Here is a 21,645-nt window from a genome sequence, read left to right as displayed (position 1 = left end):
ATGACTGTATAAAATAACAGTGGTTGTCGTTGTGCGTCTTTATATTGCCGAAAAACCCAGTTTGGCGCGGGCCATTGCTGCGGTGTTACCTAAACCTCAGAAAAAGTATCAAGGCTATATTGAACTGGCCAATGGTGACTGCGTGACTTGGTGTATTGGTCATTTGCTAGAGCAAGCCGAACCCGCCGATTACGATGCCAGATACAAGCAATGGCGTTTTGAACACCTGCCGATTTTCCCTGAGCAGTGGCAATGGCGGGCTAAATCTAAAACCGCTAGCCAGTTGAAAGCGATTAAAGGCTTAATTAAGCAAGCCACTAGCTTGGTGCATGCCGGCGACCCAGACCGTGAAGGGCAGTTGCTGGTGGATTTAGTCATCGAGCACTGCAAAACCAAGGCGGCCTTAAAGCAAGCTTGCCAACGTTTGTTGGTGAGTGATCTCACCCCCGCGGCGGTGGCGCGCTCCTTAAAACAGTTAAAACCCAACCAGCAGTTTGCTGCGCTGTCTAGCTCGGCCTTGGCGCGAACTCGCGCCGATTGGCTGTATGGGATTAACCTCACTCGCGCTTATACCCTTAAAGGCCAACAGCAGGGTTATTCTGGGGTGCTGTCGGTGGGGCGAGTGCAAACTCCAGTACTGGGTTTAGTGGTGAGGCGTGACCAAGCCATTGCCGAGTTTGTTAGCCGCCCTTTTTATCAGGTGGAAGCCGAGCTGCAAACCCAGCAAGGCGAGCGCTTTAAGGCGCTGTGGCAGCCTAGTGAGGCCTGCTTGCCTTATCAAGATGAGGATGGTCGAGTGCTGAGTCGGTCCCTAGCCGAGCATGTGGTAAAGCGGATTCAGCAGCAGCCCGCAACAGTGGATACGCTCAAGCAGCAAGACAAGCAACAAGCGCCGCCCTTGCCCTATAACCTCTCTAGCCTGCAAATTGATGCGGCCAAGCGTTATGGCTATAGCGCCAAGCAGGTCTTAGATATTTGCCAAAACCTGTATGAGCGGCACACCCTAATTACCTATCCGCGCTCCGATAGTCGCTACTTGCCTAAGCAACATCATGGCGAGGCGCCGGAGGTGCTCGCCGCGCTTAAGGCCAATAGTGAAGAATTGGCCAAAGCCTGTAGTGAGGCCGATCCCAGGTTGCGTAGCAAGGCCTGGAACGATGCCAAGGTAGATGCTCACCATGCGATTATTCCCACCACCAAGCGCCAAGCAGCGGGCAAACTCGGCGAAGCGGAGCGGCGCGTTTATCTGTTAATTGCCCGCCAATATTTGGCGCAGTTTTATCCGCATTATCGTTATGCCCATAGCGAGGTCACAGTGCAGATTGCCGAGGGCCTGTTTAAGGCTAGCGCCAATCAGGTGCAAGACTTAGGTTGGAAGGTTTTGTTTCCCCGTAAACAGAATGACGAGGAACAAACGCTGCCGCCACTTAGCCAAGGACAAAAACTACATTGTATTGATGCCAGAGTGCTGGATAAACAAACTCAGCCGCCCAAAGCCTTTACCGACGCTAGCCTGTTGGCGGCCATGACTGGCATTGCCAAGTATGTGCAAGATCCCAGCTTAAAGGCGGTATTAAAAGAGACTGACGGTTTGGGCACCGAGGCGACCCGAGCGGGGATCCTCGACTTGCTATTCAAGCGCGGTTTTTTGCTGCGTCAGGCCAAGCAAATTCATGCTAGCGACAGTGCTAAGGCTTTGGTCGCTGCCTTGCCAGAATTATGTGTGTGGCCAGATATGACCGCGCACTGGGAGCAGCAATTAAATGCCATTAGTCAGCGTCAACACAGTTATCAGGCCTTTATGCAGCAACTGCAAAGTCAGCTGCATCAGCTGGTGGAACAAAGCGCGATGGTGAGTGCTCAGGCCTTTGTTGGCCTAGCCAAGCCCGCCAAGGCCGGGCGTAAAAACTATGCGCGGCGGAGTAAGGCGGGTGGTCAGCGCGCTGCTACCGCCAAACGCACCAATAAAAAACGCGCCACAGCGGCGCGTTAGTTGTTTATTCAAGCCAAACTACATAGCTGGGTAAATGTAGCTGGCACCCAAGCCTAGCGGTAAACCCAAGGCCCAGTAGGCGAGTAGGAATAAGGTCCAGAAAATAGCTAAGGCAATCGAGTAAGGCAGCATGGTGGCGACCAAGGTGCCGATACCGGCATTTTTCATGTATTTCTGACAGTACACAACTACCAGTGGGAAGTAAGGCATTAATGGGGTGATGATGTTCGAGCTAGAATCACCAATACGATATGCCGCTTGCACGAGATCGGGTGAGATGTTCATTTGCATTAACATCGGTACTAGCACCGGTGAAATCAGTGCCCATTTAGCCGATGAAGAACCCACAAATAGGTTAACCAATACCACTAATACAATCATGCCCACGATGGTGGCAGGTGCCGCCATACCAATGGCTTGTAAGAAGTTTGCCCCCTTAACCGCCATTAATACCCCAATGTTAGACTGGCCAAAAGCCCAAACAAACATAGAACAGAAGAAGGCCATTACAATGTAGTGGCCCATGGTTTCCATGGTTTTAGACATGGCCGCTACTACGTCGTTAGAGTTTTTGAAGCTGCCGTTGAGGTAGCCAAAAATCACCCCTGGGATCACAAAGAAGATGAAAATCAGTGGCACAATGATTTGCATCATCGGTGCGCTAAAGCTGGTGAGGGAGCCTTGTGCGTCGCGCAGGCTCGAGTCTTCACCCCAAGCGGCTAATACCAATAAACCAATCAAAGCTAACATAACTAAGCTGGCCACCCTAAAGGCAAAGGTTTCTTTAGGGTCGCGAGAATGCATGTCTGTGGCAGAGACGTCATCTTTGGCAATAGGGCTGTTTTTTTGCAGACGTGGCTCGACGATTTTATCGGTGATGTACCAGATAGTCGCCACAATCGGTAAGCAAGAAGCTGAGGCAAAGAACCAATTATTTAGTGGGTTCACTTGCATATCAGGGTTAGATAATTGAGCCGCACTTTGAGTAAAGCTTTGTAGTAGCGGGTCTAAACCTGAAGGAATGAAGTTAGCACAGAAACCGCCAGAAACACCGGCAAAGGCTGCGGTAATACCGGCGATGGGATGACGCCCCATGGCATGGAAAATAACGCCAGCTAAAGGAATCACTACTACATAACCGGCATCGGTGGCGACGCTAGAGATTACGCCGATCATCACCACAGCGGGGGTAATCATTTTAGCTGGTGTGACTTTCAACATCGCTTTTAAGGCGGCATTAATGTAACCAGAACGCTCGGCTACGCCCACCCCTAATACAGCTACCAACACTACGCCTAAAGGGGCAAAGCCGGTGAAGATTTTCACCATGCTGGTCATCCAAGTGGTGAGCCACTCAGCGCTAAGCAGGTTATTGATAACAATGGCTTCGCCACTGCGAGGGTCAATTTCAGTAAAACTGAGCTGCGCGAGGGCGGCGGAGATTAGCCACACAATTAACATTAAGCCAAGGAATAACATGGCTGGATCGGGCAGTTTGTTACCGACACGCTCGATCACGTCTAGAAAGCGGGCTATGCCTCCCTTATTTGGGATCGGTTCGCTGGTGGTGGTTACACTCATATATACCTCTGGGTTTTCTAAACTCTCTGGTTTAGTTCTTTTTGTTGTGATTAATTAGTAAAACGAATAAGAAATAAGCTCATTAACTCACAATAGTTTTTATTGCTGTTTTTTACTTTGATTTGAGTTAAAAAAACTTATTTTAAATCATTATTAAGGTTAATGCTTGGTGTTTTTTGTTCGGATTGCTCATAAATTTGTTTGAATTTGGCCGTTTTTTTCTTTGTTTTTAGCCAATGAGGCGATGGAGGAGGTGAGGTTTTTTGTAGCTTAAAAACCTATTTTTAAGAAATATCCAAGGATAAATAGTAGAATAATAACGCTTTTTTATAAAATAAAACTGATTTGTTGGCGCTGGGCCAGCTTGGCCCAGCGCGACGTGTTCTGCCCTAATAGCCTGAGATTAAGGCTGCATAAATGCGTTGATTTGCTGCAGCATTTGCTGATAGTAAGGGTTATAAGTGAGGCGCTGAAGAGTAGGATAACGCTGTAAATTCTGTTTGCTGGTTTCGCCTTTAACTATTTCATCGCTTTGCTTACAACGCAGATAGCTAGCTACATCACTCAAATAATGGCTACAGTTGCGGTAAACCCCGTTTTCACCGTAGTAAGGGTTGCTGGGGGCATTAATGGTTGCTGTATGAGCAACCTGCTGGATTTGTTCACAAGAAGCCGTGGCACAGCTGGGAATATTAAGCTTCACTTGCTCGTTTAAACCTGCGGGTAGGCTTTGTTGCTCACCGTAGTAAATCAATTGATGTTGGAGTTTCGGGTTGGCCTGTTGCCAGTCTTGTAAGATGGCGAGGCTGGCTTGAGTATCAATGGTTTGGTCGTATTCGCTGGCTACCATTAGCAGGGGAATCGCCGGTAGTTGTTCGGCCTGTTTTAATTCATTTCTCAGTAATTTCATTAGCGTATGGACTTGAGCCCCGGCGTTGGTGGCAAAGGATTCGTACTTGGCGAAATCAATGTCGGCATCTTTACTTAGCCAGGTGCGCAACCAGCTAACTGGCTTAGCTAACCAAGCAAAACTACTGGCAGCTTTAGAAGCTGGAGACCACAGCAGTACGCCTTTTATTTGTTCATCATTGTTGGGGTGCTTCAGCAGGTGGCGCAAAATTAGCGCGCCGCCGGTAGAGAAACCGCCCAAATACAGTTCTGAATAATCTTCACTGCTGCGGCTGATGGCGTAGTCTGCCGCTTGTTGCCATTGCTGGTAGTCAATATCCACTAAGTCTGAAGGAGCGGTGCCATGGCCGGGTAAAAGCAGTGTACGTACGTCATAACCTTGTTGGTAAAAGAACCAAGCCAGATCGTGAAAGTGGAAAGGAGAGTCAGTTAAGCCGTGGATCAACAATACTGCCTTATCGTTATCGGGATGATGTAGCTCAAAAGGTGCCAGTAACTGAATGACCTTAGGTATGCCCAGCCATTTTTGTTGTGTGGCTAGCAGTTGATAGCTGGGGGTATTAATTGGACAGGCCATCATCGCGCGAGGATTACGCTTAGCGATGAGTTTTTGTGCGTAGTGTAAGTAGTCTTGATAGCTGGCGCTGGGTTGATAGGAAAATTCTTCGACCCTCGATGTAATAGCTTGGCGATAAGGCGCCTGTTCAAGGTATTGCTCAATGAGTTTTGCTTGAGAATTAATATTGACGCAGTTTTCTTCGCTAGACTGAGCCAAACTGAGGCTGCTGAGGGTTAGGCTAAGCAGCCCGAATAGCAGGCTTACTGGCTTGGCAAAATGTGTGCTTCGATAAAACATGGCTGGTCCTTAGTATTGATTCAGTCATAGTGAAACGATCTAGAGCAACAAGTTAGCTTGTTAATTTGTCTTACTACTGTCACGGCTTAAGTTTTCAAATATAGATATTTCCCAAGGGCGCAAAGCCAATAACATTCCGGTGTGGCGGCGTTTTTCCAATGGTAGTGAAGCATCTTGTTGATTGAGCGTAGCAGCTTCTTTAGTGAGTTGGTTCAGCTTACGTAAAATTATTTCGATGGAGCTTTGTGAATAATGGCCACGTAAATAAAAGCGAAAGCTGTCGTCGCCGTTAAAGCGGGAATTCATGAATTCGTTAAGCACGATCTTTTCCATAAACCTTTCCAGTGGACCGTTGGGTAACCAGCGAAAGTCCTGCGCGATCAGCAGTTTGTAGGCGTTATTGGGCAGTAATTGGATCATTTTCAGCTTATCTAAGCGAGCCATTAAGCGAATACATTCATGCTCAGTGAGCTGATAGCGCTGAATAATTTCATTAAAGCTCCAAGAGTCGCGTACACAGACGGCCACCAAAAAGAGTTTATGGTCGTCGATTAGTTCTTGTTCTTGTTCTTTGGTGAGGTGGGTGAGCTTTTCTTTTTCTTGGTCGGCTAACAAAAACAAATCAATAAGATTGAGCTTAACAATATGGCACATTTCTTCTAAACGGCTTAACGAAAAGCTATTGGTTGAGAACATGCGTTTTACATTGGCCTCGCTCATATTTAGCTGCTGAGCAACATCTTTATAGGTTAAACCCTGCTGGCGAAATACCTGCTTAAGGGTGTTTCTAATCTGTTCTAATTGGCTCATGGTATACAAATACTATACTTGTTGGGTATTTATAATAAACATAATACAGCGGCGTTTACACTTAATTTCCGGGATCTTATGGTTAATACGAACTTAATCACCGGGAAAGATATTATGAAAACATGGAAATCATTACTTATCGCTAGTCTTGCTATTACTAGTTTGCATGTAGCTGCGACTGAGTCTGGTCAACATTTTAATCAATCGGCTAAACATTCCGCTTTAGCTTCCTCCAATGGATTTAAAGGCAGTGGCCAAGTGGCGGTAAGTACTGCGACTACCCCCGTTATGTTGGTTGGTGGTTTTAGCGCTGCAGCAGGAAGTACAGCTGCCCAAAGTGGCGCTGAGAGTGGTCCTGTTGGAGCATCGGTGGTCATTCCCGCCGCTTCTGTTGGCGTTACTGGCAGTGTTGCAGCAAGCAGTGCAGAAGGTATAGCCAAGGCCGTTGATGCTCCCATTCCTTTTGAAATTGATGACGTGATCGTCATTCAATAAGCCGCCACTTAGCACTAGAAGGAACGACTCATGATGAGAATTAAACAATTAGTTGTTTTGGCTTTATTCAGTTTATCGAGTGCACTTTGCTTTGCCGGCAGTGCGCCAGCCGAAGATGTAAAATTAGAGCCAGAGGCCATCGCTAAGTTTTCTAAGGAAGTGGAGCGCTATGCCGCCAAATACCGCGCCAACGTATTTATTATTGGCCGAGTGGGGCGCCCTCAAGCTGACTTACCCGAGGGGGTGCAGTTTACTCATACAGCCTTGGCGGTGTATTCCAATATCACTTTAGATGATGGGACAAACGCCAAAGGCTATGCGATTTACAATTTGTATCAAAAGCTGGGAGATTTAGGCCATAGCAGCTTGGTGACTGACTACCCAGTGGACTTCTTCTGGGGCGTCGACAGCTTAAAGGCGGGCATCATTATTCCCAATAAACAGCTTCAAGCCGGTTTGTTAAAGCTGATTAATAGTGGCGACAATCACTTGTTACATAACCCTAATTACTCGGTGTTGGCTAATCCTTTTAATAGTCAGTTTCAGAATTGTACCGAGTATACCTTGGACATGCTTAATGCCAGTATCTTTGCCACCAGTGATACTAAGCAGTTAAAACGCTTGGCTCGGGCCCACTTCAAAGCCCAGCCCATCAAGGTTAATCGCTTTAAATTGTTCATGGGGGGACTACTGTTTGATGATGTAACTCTCGCAGATCATCAAGGTAAGCCGAAAACCGCTACCTTCACTACCATTGCTCGTTACTTAGAACAACAGCAGCTACTCGAACACTCTGCCATATTGTTGCCGAACGATGTATCGCAAGCACTGCTGTAAAGACTTAAGGATTAACCAATGAAGGAGCTGCTTATGAGCCAGTTAAACGATCAATTAGAGACTCTCAATCAACCGAATAGCGATACAGAAAGTGTCAATCTAAGGAAGCATAAGGATATGAAAAAACAGACATTTGTTCAACCTACCCCAGCCTTTGTTGGCGCTTCATGGACTGCTCTGTTATTGGGCGCTGGAGCCTATCTGATTGGCTTATGGAATGCTGCGATGCAGCTTAATGAAAAGGGCTATTATTTTACTTTGTTGCTGTTTGGTTTGTTTTCTGCCATTTCTTTACAGAAGTCGGTACGTGATAAATTAGAAGGGCTAAAAGTGACTGCCATTTATTATGCAGTGAGTTGGTTTGCATTTGTCGCTGCGCTGGTGTTATTGGCAGTGGGCTTGTTTAATGCCAGCCTGGCCTTAAGTGAAAAAGGCTTCTATGCCATGGCCTATGCGCTCAGCTTATTTGCCGCGATTGCAGTACAAAAGAATACCCGAGACATGAGCTATTTTGACGATGAAGAGAGTGCTCAATTCAGCAACACTGAATCAGAATAGCGATAAGGCTAAAAAAAACGGCCTCTCAAGCTAGCTTGAGAGGCCTGTTTAGTTATGGCAAAGGAAGTTATTTTCTTTCACGTAGAAATTTGCGCTGAGAAAATCTTCCGTTTTAGATGAAGTGCCCACCAAAACCTTGAAGGCGCCGAGTTCGCCCACTTTTTCTAGCAGCGCATTGATCCGCGTCAGATCTTGGTAGGTGACGCTAAATTCAACCTAGCTGCTTTATGGCTTGAGAATAGTGGTGAGCAACTAGTTTTTACGCATAATTCCAAAAGCTTTAACCGCTTTGCTTAGTGGTAGAGCACAAAATATAAATAATTTGAAAATCATACTGTTGTATTTAAATCAAGCGGTTTGGGCGGCGCTAACAAAGTCAGGCTAGGGTAAATGTATGCTAAAGTTAGCTTAAGCAAGGATGTGAAAACGACAGGTTAAGGCCGTGCAATACGACATAGAAGATCGCAGCCAGCAGGCCAGTATTTTGTTGGTTGACGATGAATTGCTCAATCGTGAACTCATGAGCGGATGTTTGAGTGCCGATTTTACCGTTTACAGTGCGGCGAGTGGAGCCGAAGCGCTGCGCTTAGCCGAGCAAAACCCGCCCGATTTGATCCTGTTGGATATAATGATGCCAGATATGGATGGTTGGGAGGTGTGCGCCAAACTTAAAGATTCTCCCATCTTGCGGCATATTCCGATTATTTTTATCACTTCACGCAATGATGACGAAACCCAAATACAGTGTTGGAATGCCGGCTGTGTTGATTTCATTAATAAACCGATTAACTTTGTCACTCTAGAGCATCGAGTAAAAACCCATATTTCCTTGAAGCTAAAGACGGAGTTTCTGATTTCGATGTCGATGCGCGATGGGCTCACCGGCATCGCCAATCGCCCCGCATTAGACAAGGACTACACTTGGATAGCCGGTTATTGCCGGCGTAAGCATTCGTCTATGGCGGTGCTGATGCTTGATTTAGATTATTTCAAAAAATACAACGATGCTTATGGGCACTTAGCCGGTGATGACGTGTTGATAGCAGTGGCGCAGGTTCTACAGCAAGCCTTACAGCGAGCTTCTGATAAGGTTTATCGTTATGGCGGTGAAGAGTTTGTATTGCTGTTGGCCGACACCGATGAGCAAGGCTGCCAGGTGGTTATCGATAAAATTAACAATCAGCTAAGTCGTTTGGCCATTGCTCATGCCTACTCACCACATCAGCGGGTGACTTGCAGTATTGGAGGCATTGTTTATCCCAAGGGCGCTATTACTACTGAGTTACGTAGCTCGCTGAGCTTAGCCGATGAAGCGTTATATGAAGCTAAAGCCATGGGGCGAAATATCGGCGTAATTAAACAAATTTAATGGCCAAAGTAAGGGTACGCTATGCAGCTGCGGTTTTTGGGATGGGTGATTTCGCTTGGCTTGGTATTGCTCTGTGGCATGCTCACTTACCAGTATACCCAGAGCCTAAGAAAAGAGATTTTTGTTGAAACCGTAGCCACCTTGCGTGCCGAGGTTGAGCAGCAGGCCGCTAGGATGCGCCAAAATATAGAAACCAATATCGACATCATTAGGTTTTTACATACTACCCCTCCGATTGCCGGAATTACCCGCGCCCTACAACATCAGCAAGTGGACCCTTATGACGGCACCACCCTTGAGCAGTGGCGCGAGCGTTTAGAAACCATTTTTCAGTCCTTGATTGAAAACAATTCTGATATCAGACAACTTCGGCTTATTTCTGTGGAGCAAGCGGGGCAAGAATTTCTGCGGGTGGACCGTGAAGCAGGCCGAGTGCGGGTGATGCCGCCAACGCGTTTGCAAAATAAGCAATCAGAGCCTTACTACACCTTAGCCTCCTCACTTAAGGCCGGAGAGGTTTATGTTTCTCCAATAAACTTAAATAAAGAGTACGGCAAAATAGTTTATCCATTCCAGCCCACTTACCGCATTGCGTTGGCGATTTTTTATGACGATGGGACGCGCTTTGGCTTTTTGATCATGAACGTTGACGCCAGTAGTTTACTTGCTCCCTTCCTCGAAGCTAAAGGTTTGGCTGATGAACTATGGTTGGTGGATAACGAGGGCTATTTTATTAGCGCGCCTCATGCGGCTAAGCGCTTTACTCAGCAGTTAGATCCCAATGTGACACTGCAAAACCTCTATCAAATAGAGCGTAATAAGTTTAAGGGCTTGTTGCTCTCAGATAAACAAGGCGACCAGCAGTGGATAGCCGATGAAAAAACTATTTTTCAGGGGGCGGATACTGAGCGGCGCTTATATGTTTATGCAGTGATGAACTATGCCAAGGTTAATCAGTTGGCCGAAGAGAGGCGCAACGAGGTCTTGTACTTTTTTGGCGGAGCCATGGGGTTCGTATTGCTGGTGTTGGCTATGTTTTTTCGCTCTTACTCTACCAGTAAGAAGCTAAATAAAGCCAACTCCACCTTTGAAGCGATTGTTGCAGGTGCTTCTGATGTGGTAATTTGTATTACTCCTCAAGGCATGGTTAAAACTTGGAATAACGCCGCAGTTTCTTTGTTTAGTACGCCTAAGTATCTTGCCTTAAATAAGCCGATTGAACAGCTGGTCGCGCTTGATCAGCATTCGCTGTCGGAGTTAATTGAAAAAACGACTGCTAGCCAGTCCAGCTATGTATGTGCGGATTCCATTACTCGACCAAACCAAGCGACCAGTTATGTTGAACTCAGCATTGCGCCAATCCGGTATAACGCCGGTAGCGGGATAGATTCTTTAGTGATTAATCTGCGTGATGTAACCGAGAGTGTGCAAACTAAAGAGGCTTTAGAGCAATATAACGCCGAGCTAGAAGAGAAGGTGGAAGAGCGTACTCAAACGCTACAAGAGTATAGCCATCAACTCAAAATTGCTCATCAGCAGGCCATGGAAGCCAGTGACGCCAAAAGCAACTTTATTGCCACCATTAGCCATGAAATGCGCACGCCCTTAAATGGAATGATGGGCTCTTTAGGCTTGATGAGACAAGATACGCTAAGTCCGAAACAGCAAAAATACCTGAGCATGGCTGAAAGTAGCGTCGATACGCTAGCGGTGTTGATTAACGATATTTTGGATTTATCAAAAATTGAGTCGGGTAAATTAGAAATCAACCTGCAGCGTTTCTCACCGCGTCTGCTGATTGAGTCATTAATTCAAACTTGTGCGCTTAAGGCTTACGAAAAAGGCGTGAATGTGGTCTTAGATACCAGTGAGCTTGGCTACAGTACACTTTATTCCGATCCTAACCGAATCAAACAAATTCTTAATAATTTGATGAGTAATGCGATTAAATTTACCCAGCAGGGAGAGATTAAGATTATCGCTGTCACCCAAGAGCTAGACCCTACCACAGTGCGTTTAAGTATTGAGGTGATTGATAGCGGTATTGGCATTGCCGAAGCTAATCACCATCGCTTATTCCAGCGCTTTTCTCAGGAAGGCGCTGATACCGCGGTTAAATTTGGTGGCACCGGCTTGGGTTTATCTATTTGTCGTGAGCTGTGTGAATTAATGAACGGCAAAATCGACTTTGAATCCAGTTTGGGCGAGGGCAGTCGATTCTATTTTTATATCGACATGGACGCGTCGTTATGCCAGCCAAATGATTTATCGACAAGCTTGCAGAGCTTGCGGGTTGGCGTTGTTACCCCAGACCAAAGCTTAGCCTCAGTATTAAGCAAAACCCTTGGCGCGTGGGGAGCGAACTGCCAATTGCTCGATAACGAGTTAGAGATGTTAGCTGATGATTTAGATGCACTTATTCTCGACAATGATGCCTTTGATGAGCAGGCTTTGCTGGAGGGCTACCTAGCCGCTAGCGCCTCTTTGCCGACTATTATCATTAGTTTAAGCTATCACAACACCGTAGGGCCGCACCTCGTAGAGGGGGATCCTGCGCTGATTAAACTGGCCAAGCCTTTAATTAGTAAGGACTTGTTAGATGCACTGCAGGGGCGAATACAAGATAGCCTAATGAGCTTAGAGGCCAGCCATCAAGAGCAGTTACACCATGTTGACCTTTCTGGTTTGCGTATTTTATTGGTTGACGATAATCAGATAAACCTGGAAGTGGCTCGCGGTTATTTAGAACCCCGCCATGCCCAAATTAGTTGCGCGGGTGATGGCCGAGAATGTTTAACCTTAGTCAAGCAGGCCTATTTAGAGGCAAAACCATTTGATTGTATTTTGCTGGATTGCCAGATGCCGGTGATGAACGGTTATGAATGCGCTAGCGAGCTGCGATATAACGGCAAAGATTATGGCAGTGTCAGCATACCCATCATCGCCATGACCGCAAATGCTTTCGCTGGGGAAAAAGAAAAATGCCTTTCCTATGGTATGAGTGATTACCTTACCAAACCGATTGACCCGAAAATTCTTTTAGAGAAAGTTGAGCAGTGGACGGCTGATGTGCGCGATGCCAGAAGTCACACTAGTTCCGCTGCGGCTGATGAGAGCGAATATCTAGGCTGGAACAGAGCGGCGGCTTTAAGCCGGATGCGTGGTGCAGAAGCGCTGCTTAATAAGGTATTAGATATTTACCTCGATTCATCGGCTGACTATATGCAGTCGTTGGCTTTGGTTATAGAGCAGCAAGATGCACCCGCCATCGGTGAATGGAGCCATAAAATAAAAGGCTTTTGCAGTGAGATTGGTGCAGAGCAACTAGCGACGCTTATGGCGAATATTGAGCAGCACATTCGAGAGCAAGCCGAGTGTGATTTTGCTTTAATCAGGAGCTATTACCAACAGGCAGAGCAAGAGCAGCAACGCCTGGTGGCGGCAATTAATCAGTCTCGAAAGGCGGATGCTGCTCCCCCTGCTTAACACCATCAAGCCGCCAAGAGGCGCTTGATGGTGTTAAGGGCTTTAGTGTTAGGCAACCGTAAAGTCAGCACTGAGTAAATCTTCCGCTTTTGATGAAGCCCCCACCAAGACCTTAAAGGCACCCGGTTCTACCACTTTTTCTAGTTGCGCGTTAATTAGAGCTAGATCTTCGTAGGGCACGCTAAAGTCAACTTGGCGGCTTTCGCCAGCGGCCAGTTCAACCCGCTCAAAGCCGCGTAATTGCATAACCGGTATGGTGACCGAAGCCACACAATCACGTATATACAGTTGAGCGATTTCAATGCCAGCACGTTGGCTAGTATTTTTAATCTGTACCGATACCTTCAAGGCTTCGCCTGCGGCTAAATCTTGTGAGGCGCTCAGGGTAGGATTAGCGACTTGTAGATCACTGTATTCAAACTCGCTGTAACTCTGCCCTTCACCAAAGCTAAATAAGGGCTGTTCAGGCATGTCGATGTAACGCTCTTGATGGTTTGTTCTACCCGATATAAGGGCGTGCCAACCTTGGTACTTGTTGTAATACACGGGCAATTGCCCTACGTGCACCGGGAAGCTAATGGTGAGTTTGCCGCTTGGGTTTAGGTCACCCAATAGCAATTCAGTTAAGGCTATACCGCCTTTGGCTCCGGGGTTAAAGGCACAAACGATGGCGTCGGCATGTTGTTTCACCCAGGGAATAGTCAGCGGTTTAGAAGCCATAAATACCACCACTAAAGGTTTACCAGTGGCTTTTAGTGCTTCTAGCATGGCTTGCTGGTGGCCCGTTAGGTCGAGATTGGCACGGTCGTGGAATTCACCGTGTTGGCTGAGTATGTCGCCCACACAGGCCACGATCACATCGCTGTTCTTGGCGGCATCAACGGCGGCTAAGATCTCTTCAAAATCGGCTTCAGCAGGGGCGGCACCGCGAACATAGCTTAGTTCACAGCGGCCTGCGTCTGCGGCGGCTTGCAAGCCTTGGCGCAGGGTGACGCAGTCTCTACGATGGAAGCTATCGTCGGAGGCGCCTGCTTGCATCGAACCAAAAGACCAGTCACCTAACTGGGCTACTACATCATCGGCGTTGGCGCCACACAGTAGTATTTTAGGTTTGTTGGCTTCGTCTAGTGGTAGTACTTGCTCATTTTTTAACAGGGTTAGCGATTGGCGGCTGGCTTCTAATGAAGCATGCCAGTGCACCGGGTTACCCAGTATTTGTGGTTTTTTACTAAGGTCGGTATAACGGAAGTCATCGAATAAGCCTAGTTTAAACTTGTAGCTTAAAATTCTGGCCACGGCGTCATCCACCAATGCCACGTCCACTTCACCTTGATTCACTAAATCAATGGTATGTTGATAGAACGAGGGTGTGGTCATGATCATATCGTTACCCGCTTCCAGCCCCAGTTTGGCGGCGTGGCGTAAGTCTTCGGCAACCCGTTGTTTGTCATGCAAAGAGCCAACATTATCCCAGTCGGTAACGATGAAGCCGTCCATGCCCCATTGGGTTTTAGGAATGTCGCGTAATATCCAACTACTGGCGCTACAAGGTAGGCCATCGATGGCCTGATAGCCAGCCATCAGAGTGGCTACTTTGGCTTGTTTTACTGCTTTCTCAAAAGGAGGCAGAAATACTGATAGCAATTTACGTGGTGAGACTTCGGCTTCATAGGCATCACGGCCGCCAGTGGTTTCGCCATAGGCTACGTAGTGTTTGGCACAGGCTAAAATGCTGTCTTTGGCGGCAAGGTTTTCACCTTGATAGCCTTGAATAGCGGCGGCGGCCAGCTCGCCAATCAACCAAGGGTCTTCACCGAAGGTTTCGTTAATCCGTCCCCAACGGCTATCACGACCAACACACAATACCGGAGAGAAGGTCCAATGTAGACCACAAGCACGGGTTTCTACTGCCGTTACATGGGCCATGCTTTGGCTTAACTGCTTACTCCACGCACAAGACAGTGCTAGCTGGGTGGGAAATACCGTGCTGTCGTTTTCAAAACAGTGACCGTGAATCGCATCAATGCCAAAAATAATTGGGATCCCTAGGCGGGTTTTGGCGGCACGCTGTTGCAGTTCTTCCACCATGTCGCCGGTGCAATGCAGGTAACTGCCAACGTTCCATTGCTCTAGTTTATCCACGTTGTCTGACATATTGGCTGGAAGCTGCAGCATTTGCCCGACTTTTTCTTCTAAGGTCATCAATGACATTAGGTTTTCGACACGCTCAGCAATACTGAGTGATGGATTAGTATAGGGCTGCGACATTAACAGTTCCTCTCGAAAAGTGTGAATAATGGTTTAGGCTTAGTCGATTTTCGCCTTTATAGCGATGGCTAAGGTCTTGGCTTAGGACTTATCTTAGATAAGTTTGGGTATGAAACACTTAAAAGTAAGCGGTTTCATAGAGGTTGCTGCCGCTTTTGGGGGCTAGCTAACATTCACCGAAAAAAGCTAAAGCCTTGTCAAATTTAGACATTGAATTTGCCGACGGCTTTTGGGTGATGATGCTTGCTAAAGCCGCTGCTCGAGAGCAACGGCCAGAGTTAACGGTTTAGTTCAATTCTAACTGATAGATGCTGGTGGTGCCTGATACTTCATTGCCCACTGCAATGTAGTGGCGTCCTAAGCGAGAGAAGTAGGTGATGGACTCGGGACCTAAATCACCGGACTTAGGGTTGTATTGGCCATTGGTGCAATCGCCATCTTCATCCACTTCAGTGCATACGTCTTGGCTAAAGTCGCGGCGATTAACAAAATCTAATAGTTTGGGTGAATCAGGCTGCGAGACGTCGTAGGCAGCAATGCCGCCTTGGCGTTCTAGGCCGATAAAGGCGATATGAGCGCCGTTAATTTCGGCGACGGTAATGGCTTCGGGCTCTACGCCTTTATCGTCGGAGCGGTCATCGCTGGCTTGGTTGTCGTTGCTGGCATTCCAATGTTGTTCATTGTTGGCCAGATCTGATAGCTGGTTACCGCTATCAAAAATCCGCTGTCCATCTAAGTCAAAAATGGAAAAGGAGCGAGCACCAAAGCTGTATACCGTGTCTTTAGGTCCGAGTTGTTTTTGGTCGGCCACTACTTTGAGTCGGCCAATGGCTTTTTTATTGGCGATGGTGCCTTTTTTGCCGTAACGCTGCTGGTCCATTAGCGGGTGGGCTGGGTCTATTTTGAGTTTATAGGCGCGGGTTTCATCGCTGTAAGAAATACAGTCGTCTTGCTCGCTTTGGTATTTCGCCGCATCTTCATCTTCGCCACCCACTTGGTATTCTTTTCCGTCCCACTTATGGCCTGCTTGCTCGCACTGGGCTTGGCTGCTTTGGTAAACATATTCGCGGCCGTCACCTTCGTTGGCAGTCAGCAAATAGTCTTTACCGTTCACCCTGAAGCTGGCGATGGAGTCGGGCATGTAGTAACCGGCTAGCTGCGGGTAGCTGGCTTGAATAAATTTGCCGTCTTTGTTGGTGAGATCGAGCATTGCGCCGTCGCCGCCCTCTTCAACTGAGGCCCAACTTTTGCTGCCCAAGCCTTGAATAGCTTCAATATAGCCGTTGGCGATGTTGATGCGCGCGATAGCGTTGTTTTCTTGCAGCGCCACAATCACCTTACCCTTGCTGGTTAAGGCTAGGTATTCCGGCTCTAAGTCTTGCGCTACTGTGGCGCCCATGGGTGCCGGCAAGCGTACGTCTTTTAACTCGCTATGGCGGGCTTGGCCTTGGTTAAAGGCGCGAAAATCCACCTGTTTGACTTTGGCTTGGCCATCGGCAAAGCCGCCCTGCAAGTCGACGATGGTCACCGAGCCTTCGGGGTCGTGCGAGTAGTCACCATTGGGTTCGCCTTCATTGGCGCTAAGTAGGTAGCGGCTATCATCGCTCATGGTGACCATGTCGGGTAGCGCTCCAGCAGGGTAGCTGTTAACCAGACTTAAATCGTCGGAGCGGTACAGCGCAATGATGCCATTTTGTTGCTTATTGGCATGTTGAATCGCCACTGCCACTAAGCCATTTTTGGCGACTACGCTGTTGGCGTCACCGATGCTGATGCCGGCGTTTTTAGCGGCTGCTTGTAGATCCAATTGGCCGACCTTGCTGGGCTCACTATTGTTATTACCCAGCTTAAGTACTTCCACGCTCTGTGCCTTAGCATTCACCACGTACAGCTTATCGCTACAACTGTCATAGGAGACAATTTCCGCCGAAGAACTATCAAATTCACTGCCAGAGAAATGACTAGCCACCCAGTTCATTTTTAAGCCCTTGAAGCTGTCTTTAGCGGGGCTGGCTGTTTTGGCAATGCAGCTAATTTGTAGCTGTTTTACCGCTTGAATAGGCGCGGCGTGCACCGAGGGTATGCTACTGGCGAATAACAGGCTAAGCGCTGTTAAGGCTAGGGTTGAGGCTTGACGTTCCATGTTTATCTCACTGCTAAGAAAAAAAGCAGCTTATGACTTTTATGTGGCAATTTTGTGTCACTTCCATGGCAAGGAGTGAGCTAATTGAACAGTATCAGCCAAAACCAAGAGTGATCGGCTTGGGTTTAGCGGCCGTTTTACAGCTGATACCCACAGAGATACTTAAGGAAAAGAAGATGAGATTTGCAAAATCAATTCTATTACTAAGCTCTGCTGTATTAGTTGTTGGCTGTAATAGTGACGACGAGCACCCCAATACCCCTATGTCTGCCGTTAGGATTACTCATGCTAGTGCCGATGCGCCTCTAGTTGAAGTAAAAGCTAACGGCGAAACCTTTGCTGGTTTGAACATGGTTGACTACCGCCAAGCCAGCGCTTGGCAGTCGGTGGCCTCTGGCAGCTACGACATTAGCGTGGACGCATTATTACCCAGTGGTGGGCTTGAGGTGATTGCTGCTAACTTGGAGTTTTCGCCGGATATGCAATATGACATTGTTGCACTTAACTATGCCGCGTCAATTGAACCCTTAGTATTAAGCCGCAGCAACCAGACGGTGGATGAAAACAGTGTGCGGCTGGATGTTCTGCACGCTCATCCGGATGTGGGAGCAGTGGATATTTACTTAACTACCGCCGCCGATCTCGCCGCTGAAACCCCAGCCATTAGCAATTTGGCCTTCAAAATGGATAGCGACGCCTTACCGGTTACCGTTCCGGCGGCAAACTATCGAGTTAGAATTACTGCCAGTGGCGACAAAACCGTGGTCTTTGATAGCGGGGAAGTGGCTTTAGCCGGCGGTAGTGACTTAATGTTAAGCGCGGTGCCAAACACTGATGCTGGCGCTCAATCGCCGGTGAGTTTATTGTTGGCCGACGGTGATGGCGTATCGGTGATCGCCGATGCCAATGAAACCAGCCATTTACGGGTTGTGCATGCCGTTGATGATGCTCCGCTGGTGGATGTATTGTTGGGGTCTAACCCTGCCGCTGGATTTACCGACATCGCCTTTAAACAGTTTCGTTCTGGTGAGCTGGCAGCCGGCAGTTACGACATCAGTGTGGCAGCCAGTGCCGACAACAGTTTAGTGGTGATCGACGCGCCCAATACGCAGTTAGATGCGGGAGCCGAAACCAGCATTTATGCGGTGGGTAAACTTAACGCGGTGACTGATAATACTATCGAGCCGCTGGTGATTAGCGAAGATTTGCGCTCAGTAGCCTTATATTCGAAGTTACGTGTAGTGCATGCCAGCCCTAGTGCCGCAGCCCTTGGCTTAGTTGATATTCACGCCTCGGTTGACGGTAACTACAGCGCCGACACGGTAGTGCTATCAGGGCTTGATTTCAAAGACAATGCGCTGCTCAATGTGGCCGAAGGCACTTATTATTTCGCAGTCATATTAAGCTCGGACGACAGCTATACTCCTGCCATAGAAAGCATGGCCACGCTGGAAAATGGTGGCGTTTATTCTGCCGTTGCCAGTGATGACTTTAGCGGTTTAGTGCTCAACCTTGATAACAGTACTCCTTAGCGGGGGGAGACCAGGCCCCATTACTGGGGCCTTGAGCTTGGGCTTTCTGGTTTGAGTGCGGGATTTTTAGTTTGCTTCACCGTATACTTAGGCGCTGATAACTGTCTGTTGAGTTTCAGTGCCTTATGCCTCAGTCAAAAAACACCCCTGTAGATAGCAAAAGCCAATTACATCCGCGTAATAAGCATCGTCAGCGTTATGATTTTGCCGCTTTAATTGCTTCCTGCCCCGAATTAAAATGCTTTGTAGCGCCTAACCCTTATGGTGATGCTTCGATAAACTTTTTTGACCCTGCTGCGGTGCGTTGTTTAAACAAGGCGCTGTTGCAGCATTTTTATGCGGTGAAAGACTGGCAGATTCCCGCGCATAACCTGTGTCCGCCGATCCCCGGACGAGTCGATTATATTCACTATTTGGCGGATCTGTTAGCCGCCAGCTCGCCAGAAGTAAGCGCTAAAGGTGCGGCGATTCGCTGCTTGGATGTGGGCGTGGGGGCGAACTGTGTTTACCCCTTGGTAGGGGCGCGTGAATATGGCTGGTGTTTTGTGGGGAGCGATATAGAAGCCGCCTCGCTGCGCTCGGCGCAAGCCATTCTGCAAGCCAACCCTGACTTGGACGAGCAAATTACCTTGCGTTTGCAAGCCGATAAGCGTTCGATTTTTAAAGGCATTATTCAGCCTGATGAATCTTTTGCCTTAACCCTATGTAATCCGCCTTTTCATCGCTCGGCGGCAGAAGCTAGAGCGGGCAGTCAGCGTAAACAACGTAATTTAAAGGCTGCGGCCAAACACAAAAACACCCTGAACTTTGGTGGCCAAAGTAACGAGTTATGGTGCCCCGGTGGTGAGCTGCGTTTTATTAGTAACATGCTCAAAGAAAGCCAAGACTATGCCGCGCAAGTATTGTGGTTTAGTAGCTTGGTATCCAAAGAAGCCAGTTTACCGGCCATTTATAAGGCGCTAAAGCAGTTGCCAATAGTCGACTATAAAACCATTAAAATGGGCCAAGGTAATAAGCAAAGCCGCTTTGTGGCATGGACGTTTCAAACACCAGCGCAGCAAGCGGCTTGGTTGGCTGCTACTTAGCCTTGGCCAGGAAAAACTGGTAGGCGACGTTGTCGGTTTCATCTTTATAATCAAAACCCAGTTGCGCCAGGTGCTGAGTAAAGGCCCGTTGATCACTGGTTTCTAGCTCAAAACCTGCCAATACGCGGCCGTAGGCTGAGCCGTGGTTGCGGTAGTGAAATAGGGTGATATTCCAATGTGGCCCAAGGGTGCGTAAAAAGCGCAGCAGGGCGCCGGGCTGCTCGGGGAACTCAAAACTATACAGTCGCTCGTTCAGCGCTTTGCCGGGGCGACCTCCCACCATGTAACGCACATGCTGCTTGGCCAGCTCGTCGTCGATTAAGTTGGCTACCTGATAGCCGTGTTGCTCTAGTCTATTAACCAGCTCTGGCAGCTCTTGGTCGCTATTGCTCACCCGAATGCCAACAAAGATATTGGCTTGCTCATCACTGGCATAACGGTAGTTAAATTCGGTGATGGCGCGTCCGCCTAGGTGTTCCACAAACTCCAGGTAAGCGCCTTGGCGCTCGGGAATGGTGACCGCCAATACCGCTTCTTTTTTCTCACCCAATTCGGTGCGCTCAGAAACGTAACGCAGGTTGTGGAAGTTAACATTGGCGCCCGAGAGTACCGCTGCGAGGCGTTTGTTCTTCAGTTGGTGTTGCTGGGCATAGGCCTTTAAGCCAGCAAGAGCCAGCGCCCCAGAAGGTTCAGAGATGGCGCGAGTATCTTCGAAAATATCTTTCACCGCCGCGCAGATCTCGTCGGAATTAACGGTGATAACCTCATCGAGATACTGCTGGCATAAGCGGAAGGTTTCGCTTCCAATCAGTTTTACCGCTACACCGTCGGCAAATAGGCCAACTTTTTCCAGTGGGGTGGGCTTACCAGCAGCTAAGGCAGCCACTAAGCAGGCCGAGTCTTCGGCTTCTACGCCTATCACTTTAATTTGTGGCATTAGCTGTTTGATGTACACCGCGATACCAGCAGCAATACCACCGCCGCCCACCGGCACAAAAATCGCGTCGAGGTGCATGTCTTGTTCAAGCAGCTCTTTACCAATGGTGCCTTGGCCGGCGATAACGTCTACGTCATCGAAGGGCGGGATCAGGGTATAACCATGTTGCTCTTCTAACTGTTTACAGTATTGATAGGCCTCATCAAAGCTGTCGCCAACTAAGCGCACATCGGCACCCATGGCGCGAACCGAGTCGACTTTAATGTCGGGAGTGGTGGTGGGCATCACGATAACGGCGGCGATGCCAAGGCGCTGAGCTGACATGGCTACCCCTTGTGCATGGTTACCTGCCGAGGCCGCCACCACACCGCGCTGGCGTTGTTCTTGGTTGAGCTGGGCTATTTTGTTATAGGCACCGCGCAGTTTAAATGAATGCACACTTTGGCGATCTTCGCGCTTGAGTAAAATATGGTTATCCAGTCGTTGTGACAGCTTGTTCATGTCTTGCAGGGGAGTGACTTGGGCGACCTCATACACTGGTGAAAGCAGAATGCGGCGAAGATAGTCATTCGCGGTGGGGTGCTGTTGCGTCATAGTGTTACCTCAAGCGGAACGAATAATTGCGAGCATCAGTAAACGGCGCAGCCAAATAAGACTGATGCAAGTGGGATAAGCCCTAGGCTAGCGCTGCTGGGCTATGTTACGCCACTTACTTAGCTAGGCAACTAGTTTAGTCGTTGCCGGATACTCGCGGGTATTACAAAAAATAAGCCCGGCGAACCGGGC

The 21,645-nt window shown here is 48.2% G+C and carries 14 protein-coding genes; 8 read left to right on the top strand and 6 right to left on the bottom strand.

The genetic code is table 11. The features are described 5' to 3' along the window. The first annotated feature begins 31 nt into the window (after nt 1–31). On the top strand, nt 32–1,993 hold the full coding sequence (locus AR383_RS10340) for a DNA topoisomerase III (protein WP_055733057.1): 1,962 nt from the start codon (nt 32–34) through the stop codon (nt 1,991–1,993). Nucleotides 1,994–2,011: 18 nt separating this feature from the next. Here the strand turns inward: AR383_RS10340 and AR383_RS10335 are convergent, their stop codons facing one another. The 3 genes from AR383_RS10335 to AR383_RS10325 all read right to left on the bottom strand — a co-directional run bounded on the left by AR383_RS10335 (nt 2,012) and on the right by AR383_RS10325 (nt 6,149). Continuing rightward, complete coding sequence (locus tag AR383_RS10335; protein ID WP_055733056.1) at nt 2,012–3,574, bottom strand: AbgT family transporter; 1,563 nt, start codon at nt 3,572–3,574, stop codon at nt 2,012–2,014. Between the two features lie 403 nt (nt 3,575–3,977). Further along, the gene (locus AR383_RS10330; protein WP_055733055.1) at nt 3,978–5,339 is read right to left on the bottom strand and encodes an alpha/beta hydrolase; all 1,362 of its coding nucleotides are present in this window, start codon (nt 5,337–5,339) and stop codon (nt 3,978–3,980) included. Between the two features lie 60 nt (nt 5,340–5,399). After that, complete coding sequence (locus AR383_RS10325) at nt 5,400–6,149, bottom strand: helix-turn-helix domain-containing protein (RefSeq protein ID WP_055733054.1); 750 nt, start codon at nt 6,147–6,149, stop codon at nt 5,400–5,402. 114 nt (nt 6,150–6,263) lie between these two features. On the opposite strand from AR383_RS10325, the gene AR383_RS10320 reads away from it, so the two are divergent. From AR383_RS10320 to AR383_RS10300, 5 genes are all read left to right on the top strand, one after another. Further along, nucleotides 6,264–6,644, top strand: coding sequence for a hypothetical protein (locus AR383_RS10320; protein ID WP_055733053.1), 381 nt, complete (start codon nt 6,264–6,266; stop codon nt 6,642–6,644). A gap of 30 nt (nt 6,645–6,674) precedes the next feature. Then, nucleotides 6,675–7,481 (top strand): DUF2145 domain-containing protein, encoded by an 807-nt coding sequence (locus AR383_RS10315; RefSeq protein WP_055733052.1) that lies wholly within the window; start codon nt 6,675–6,677, stop codon nt 7,479–7,481. A 117-nt stretch (nt 7,482–7,598) separates the two neighbouring features. Continuing rightward, nucleotides 7,599–8,039 (top strand): inner membrane protein YiaA, encoded by a 441-nt coding sequence (yiaA, locus tag AR383_RS10310; RefSeq protein ID WP_055735021.1) that lies wholly within the window; start codon nt 7,599–7,601, stop codon nt 8,037–8,039. 442 nt (nt 8,040–8,481) lie between these two features. Beyond that, nucleotides 8,482–9,408, top strand: coding sequence for a GGDEF domain-containing response regulator (locus AR383_RS10305; protein ID WP_055733051.1), 927 nt, complete (start codon nt 8,482–8,484; stop codon nt 9,406–9,408). Between the two features lie 21 nt (nt 9,409–9,429). Continuing rightward, a complete protein-coding gene (locus AR383_RS10300) occupies nt 9,430–12,894 on the top strand; it encodes an ATP-binding protein (protein ID WP_055733050.1) in 3,465 nt (1,154 codons plus the stop codon). 48 nt (nt 12,895–12,942) lie between these two features. Here AR383_RS10300 and AR383_RS10295 read toward each other — a convergent pair whose 3' ends face one another. Both AR383_RS10295 and AR383_RS10290 read right to left on the bottom strand, forming a co-directional pair. Beyond that, nucleotides 12,943–15,162 carry a glycoside hydrolase family 3 N-terminal domain-containing protein gene (locus AR383_RS10295; RefSeq protein ID WP_055733049.1) on the bottom strand — a complete coding sequence of 740 codons (2,220 nt, stop codon included), beginning with the start codon at nt 15,160–15,162 and terminating at the stop codon, nt 12,943–12,945. Nucleotides 15,163–15,448: 286 nt separating this feature from the next. After that, entirely contained in the window at nt 15,449–17,305 is a 1,857-nt protein-coding gene (locus AR383_RS10290) for a choice-of-anchor I family protein (RefSeq protein ID WP_055733048.1), read from the bottom strand. Between the two features lie 176 nt (nt 17,306–17,481). On the opposite strand from AR383_RS10290, the gene AR383_RS10285 reads away from it, so the two are divergent. Continuing rightward, on the top strand, nt 17,482–18,837 hold the full coding sequence (locus AR383_RS10285; protein ID WP_055733047.1) for a DUF4397 domain-containing protein: 1,356 nt from the start codon (nt 17,482–17,484) through the stop codon (nt 18,835–18,837). A gap of 125 nt (nt 18,838–18,962) precedes the next feature. Beyond that, the gene (gene rlmF / locus AR383_RS10280) at nt 18,963–19,922 is read left to right on the top strand and encodes a 23S rRNA (adenine(1618)-N(6))-methyltransferase RlmF (RefSeq protein WP_055733046.1); all 960 of its coding nucleotides are present in this window, start codon (nt 18,963–18,965) and stop codon (nt 19,920–19,922) included. On the opposite strand, the gene ilvA is transcribed toward rlmF, so the two are convergent. Further along, nucleotides 19,915–21,453 carry a threonine ammonia-lyase, biosynthetic gene (gene ilvA, locus AR383_RS10275; RefSeq protein WP_055733045.1) on the bottom strand — a complete coding sequence of 513 codons (1,539 nt, stop codon included), beginning with the start codon at nt 21,451–21,453 and terminating at the stop codon, nt 19,915–19,917. The genes rlmF and ilvA overlap by 8 nt on opposite strands. Nucleotides 21,454–21,645 lie beyond the last annotated feature (192 nt).

The organism is Agarivorans gilvus, assembly GCF_001420915.1.
In the GTDB taxonomy this organism is placed as follows: Bacteria; Pseudomonadota; Gammaproteobacteria; order Enterobacterales; family Celerinatantimonadaceae; genus Agarivorans; species Agarivorans gilvus.
This window is presented reverse-complemented; position numbering and strand designations above follow the sequence as displayed.

Bases quoted from the DNA above. Each gene is read 5' to 3' on its own strand.
- AR383_RS10335 (WP_055733056.1), bottom strand. From the start codon at position 3,574: ATGAGTGTAACCACCACCAGCGAACCGATCCCAAATAAGGGAGGCATA.
- AR383_RS10330 (WP_055733055.1), bottom strand. From the start codon at position 5,339: ATGTTTTATCGAAGCACACATTTTGCCAAGCCAGTAAGCCTGCTATTC.
- AR383_RS10325 (WP_055733054.1), bottom strand. From the start codon at position 6,149: ATGAGCCAATTAGAACAGATTAGAAACACCCTTAAGCAGGTATTTCGC.
- AR383_RS10320 (WP_055733053.1), top strand. From the start codon at position 6,264: ATGAAAACATGGAAATCATTACTTATCGCTAGTCTTGCTATTACTAGT.
- AR383_RS10315 (WP_055733052.1), top strand. From the start codon at position 6,675: ATGATGAGAATTAAACAATTAGTTGTTTTGGCTTTATTCAGTTTATCG.
- yiaA (WP_055735021.1), top strand. From the start codon at position 7,599: ATGAAAAAACAGACATTTGTTCAACCTACCCCAGCCTTTGTTGGCGCT.
- AR383_RS10300 (WP_055733050.1), top strand. From the start codon at position 9,430: ATGCAGCTGCGGTTTTTGGGATGGGTGATTTCGCTTGGCTTGGTATTG.
- AR383_RS10295 (WP_055733049.1), bottom strand. From the start codon at position 15,162: ATGTCGCAGCCCTATACTAATCCATCACTCAGTATTGCTGAGCGTGTC.
- AR383_RS10290 (WP_055733048.1), bottom strand. From the start codon at position 17,305: ATGGAACGTCAAGCCTCAACCCTAGCCTTAACAGCGCTTAGCCTGTTA.
- AR383_RS10285 (WP_055733047.1), top strand. From the start codon at position 17,482: ATGAGATTTGCAAAATCAATTCTATTACTAAGCTCTGCTGTATTAGTT.
- rlmF (WP_055733046.1), top strand. From the start codon at position 18,963: ATGCCTCAGTCAAAAAACACCCCTGTAGATAGCAAAAGCCAATTACAT.
- ilvA (WP_055733045.1), bottom strand. From the start codon at position 21,453: ATGACGCAACAGCACCCCACCGCGAATGACTATCTTCGCCGCATTCTG.